This is a genomic window from Pseudanabaena sp. 'Roaring Creek' (assembly GCF_001402795.1).
Lineage (GTDB): Bacteria > Cyanobacteriota > Cyanobacteriia > Pseudanabaenales > Pseudanabaenaceae > Pseudanabaena.
The window spans coordinates 1-3,257 of the sequence record NZ_LIRE01000011.1 but is presented as its reverse complement, the minus strand read 5'-3'; the positions used below and the strand labels follow the sequence as shown (position 1 = coordinate 3,257).

Below are 3,257 nucleotides of genomic sequence, written 5' to 3'. Positions count from 1 at the left end.
GGCTTTGAGAGAGGGTTTGCGTAGCAAACCCTCTCTCAAAGCTAGTTTCAAATTATCCTGAACTCACGTTTATTAACCATTAAAAAAGAGAAGGATTCTGTATATCCTTCTCTTTTACCTATTATTCAGGATTTTGTTTTTTATTTCTTAGGAGCCATTAGCATCGTGATATTTCTACCTTCGCGTTTGGGATATTGCTGAATTTCGGCGACAGATTCAAGATCGCTTGCCATCCGATTCAATAAAACCTCGGCAAGATCTACGTGTTGAATCTCCCGACCGCGAAACATTACTGTTGCTTTAACCTTATCTCCTTCTTTCAAGAAGCGCTCAGCATGATTGATGCGCACTTTGTAGTCATGCTCCTCAATCTTGTAACGCATCTTTACTTCTTTAACATCGGAGGTATGTTGTTTTTTACGAGCTTCGCGGGCTTTCTTTTCCTGTTCAAACTTGAATTTGCCATAGTCCATAATCCGACAAACAGGAGGATCTGCCTTATCGCTGACCAACACAAGATCTAGCTCTTTTTCTTCAGCCATTTTCAAGGCTTCTTTGGGGGTTAGGATGCCGAGTTGCTCTCCCTCCATATCAATGACTCGAATTTTTGGATATCTGATACGTTCGTTGATTTGGGGGAGGTCTTTAATTGGCTTTTTAGTCATGAAATCTCTGTTGTCTAGACTCTTTGGGGTATTGGTTTAAATTACTAGTGGTTTACAAATTTATGCAGCTATTGGGCGCTCTATTCATACCAAATATTTGATATGCTTAAGCTTAGCAAATTTTTTTACTTGACATAAACGTTTAAGTATAGTACGAACTACCACTTAATGTGTCAAGTATTAGACTATTATTTTTCGTAAATTTTGTTTAACCATCTCTGAGGTTACCCGATCGCTTAGGGTTACCGATCCGATCGCTGTAGGTAAAATAAAGCGCACTTGACCTGCTTCGACCTTTTTGTCCGTGGATAGGGTAGCCACGATCGCCTCAATATCAATATCTGCTGGCAAGGTTTGAGGCAGACGGGCTTTGGTAATCAGTGCAAGCTGTTGAGCTTGGTCGTTAGCTGACCACATGTCCATTTCTACGGCGATCGCCCCTGCGATTACCATGCCTAAACCGACCCCTTCACCATGATTGTAAAGACGATAATTGGTAACGGATTCGATCGCATGACCGACCGTATGTCCGTAATTAAGAATGGCGCGTAGATTACCTTCTTTTTCATCCTTAGAGACTACTTCGGCTTTGGCTTTAGCACAGCGGTAGAGAATAGCCTGTAAAAGTTCCGCAGAAATATAGCTCAATCGATCGAGGCGATCGCATTGGGTAAGGAGATCGAATAGCTCGCGATCCCAAATTACGCCGTACTTAATTACCTCCGCCATGGCTGAGCGAAACTCACGGGCGGGTAAAGTTTTCAAAACTTCAGGATCGATCCAGACTAAACGCGGTTGATAGAAGGCTCCGATCAAGTTTTTGCCCTGAGGGTGGTTGATCCCCGTCTTGCCACCGATCGCTGAGTCCACCATCGCCAAAAGTGTTGTTGGTACTTGAATGAGATCGATCCCACGCAACCAAGTTGCCGCAGCATAGCCAGACATATCGCCGATCACGCCACCACCGAGGGCAACGATCGCCGACGAGCGTTCTAAACGATGGGCAAGCGCGGCATCATAGATTTTTTGGAGGGAGTTGGCGGTTTTAAAGCGTTCACCCGCTGGCAAGATGAGATGGGCAATATCGAACCCTGCGTCATGTAAGGATGCTGTTACGGTCTCGCCATAGTGCTTGTAGATGACTGGATTCGAGACGATTAAGACTTTTTTGCTTTTTTTGCCTAAACCAATTTCTAATAATTTCGCCCCCAAATGTTTGAGGCTATGAGCCGCGATCGCGATGTCATAACTGCGATTAGGCTGGGAGTCATTGTGGAGATCGACGGAAACTAGCGCGGAATAATCGGGCATATTTCTAAATAAATGGTCTAGCTTCTATGGTAACAGGCGATCGCCCAGAAAGAGAAAGTGGCGCAGAGCGTCACAGGGCAACCGCATAAAAAATCAAAGGGAAAGGAGATGGTTTAGATAAGCCAGATCCCAAGCCGCCTTATTACGTTTCGCCCGCATACTGAACTTAGAAGACTTATCGCGACTTAAGAGATTAAGAGCAAAGTGTCGCAAGACAGCCATATTTTCAGGAGAATGATCTTTGCGAATACGGGAAGCATCTTCGTGAAAAGAGACATCCAAAACCCAATGCAATGAATTTTCAATCGACCAATGGGTACGAACCGCATTAGCAATGAGAAAAGCATTACAGGGCAAGCTAGAAATGTAGTAGCGATTCTCAGTGGTGACTTTACCATTGATTCTGCGCTCACTTTGTACTAGGGCAATAGTCTGTAAACCAGTCCATAAAGGCAGTTGGGTCAGGTAATCCAAGTTAGATAAAGTCCAACAACGTCGAATTTCTAAGCGCCCATGTCCTTTATCTATGGACTGGCAAAAGTCATGGTCTACGTCCACAAAATTAGTGGTTATAGCTTGCTCAAATAGCCACTGTACATCCTCAAATAGACTTCCCTGATTACCTTTGAGCGCTAAGACATAATCGGCTCCTTGTTGCACGATTTGGCTGGCTATTTCTTTTTGGCATCCCATTGCGTCAATTGTGACAATACAGCCATTAATTTCTAAAATCTTTAAAAGCTCTGGAATCGCCGTGATTTCGTTGGATTTATCATCGACTTTGCTCTGCCCTAATACCAATCGATTGGCACTTGCCCATGCACTCACCATATGGATTGCGCCTTTGTCTCCTCCTCGGTCGTAGGAGTGTCTCAAGGTTTTGCCGTCTATGGCTACCACCTCTCCTTTCATTACTTGACTGACTGATTTCACCCAACTGATGAAGCTATTTTGCATTTGTTGCGGGTTCAATCTCGCAAACACTCTTGCAAATGTGTCATCACAGGGTATCCCGTTCGGTAATTTAAGAAATGTCCCCAGCCATTCTTGTTTTGATTGTCCAAATAGCGCTATGTCTTCCCAGTTTTCCCCCCCACTTATCACCGCGCAAATTGCTATCACGATTATGTCTAGCAAGATATGCTCTTTCCCTCGATTATCTCGTGGATCTTCTACTCCCTCAAAGTGGCTCAGTAAACTTACTTCGATAGGGCTATTCATTGTGGCTTTATTTGTTTATTTTCTCCTAAATTTTATTACCTTTTTTATGCGGTTGCCCTG

The 3,257-nt window shown here is 43.9% G+C and carries 3 protein-coding genes; all 3 read right to left on the bottom strand.

What is annotated here, in order from left to right; genetic code table 11:
• Window positions 1-140: 140 nt before the first annotated feature.
• On the bottom strand, window positions 141-665 hold the full coding sequence (infC, locus tag AC805_RS00270; protein WP_009627301.1) for a translation initiation factor IF-3: 525 nt from the start codon (window positions 663-665) through the stop codon (window positions 141-143).
• Window positions 666-845: 180 nt separating this feature from the next.
• Window positions 846-1,976, bottom strand: coding sequence for a 3-dehydroquinate synthase (gene aroB, locus AC805_RS00265; RefSeq protein WP_055073554.1), 1,131 nt, complete (start codon window positions 1,974-1,976; stop codon window positions 846-848).
• A 93-nt stretch (window positions 1,977-2,069) separates the two neighbouring features.
• The gene (locus AC805_RS00260; RefSeq protein WP_055073553.1) at window positions 2,070-3,197 is read right to left on the bottom strand and encodes an ISAs1 family transposase; all 1,128 of its coding nucleotides are present in this window, start codon (window positions 3,195-3,197) and stop codon (window positions 2,070-2,072) included.
• Between the last annotated feature and the right edge of the window lie 60 nt (window positions 3,198-3,257).

Excerpts from the sequence above, each read along its gene's own strand:
- infC (WP_009627301.1), bottom strand. The coding sequence starts at position 665 with ATGACTAAAAAGCCAATTAAAGACCTCCCCCAAATCAACGAACGTATC.
- aroB (WP_055073554.1), bottom strand. The coding sequence starts at position 1,976 with ATGCCCGATTATTCCGCGCTAGTTTCCGTCGATCTCCACAATGACTCC.
- AC805_RS00260 (WP_055073553.1), bottom strand. The coding sequence starts at position 3,197 with ATGAATAGCCCTATCGAAGTAAGTTTACTGAGCCACTTTGAGGGAGTA.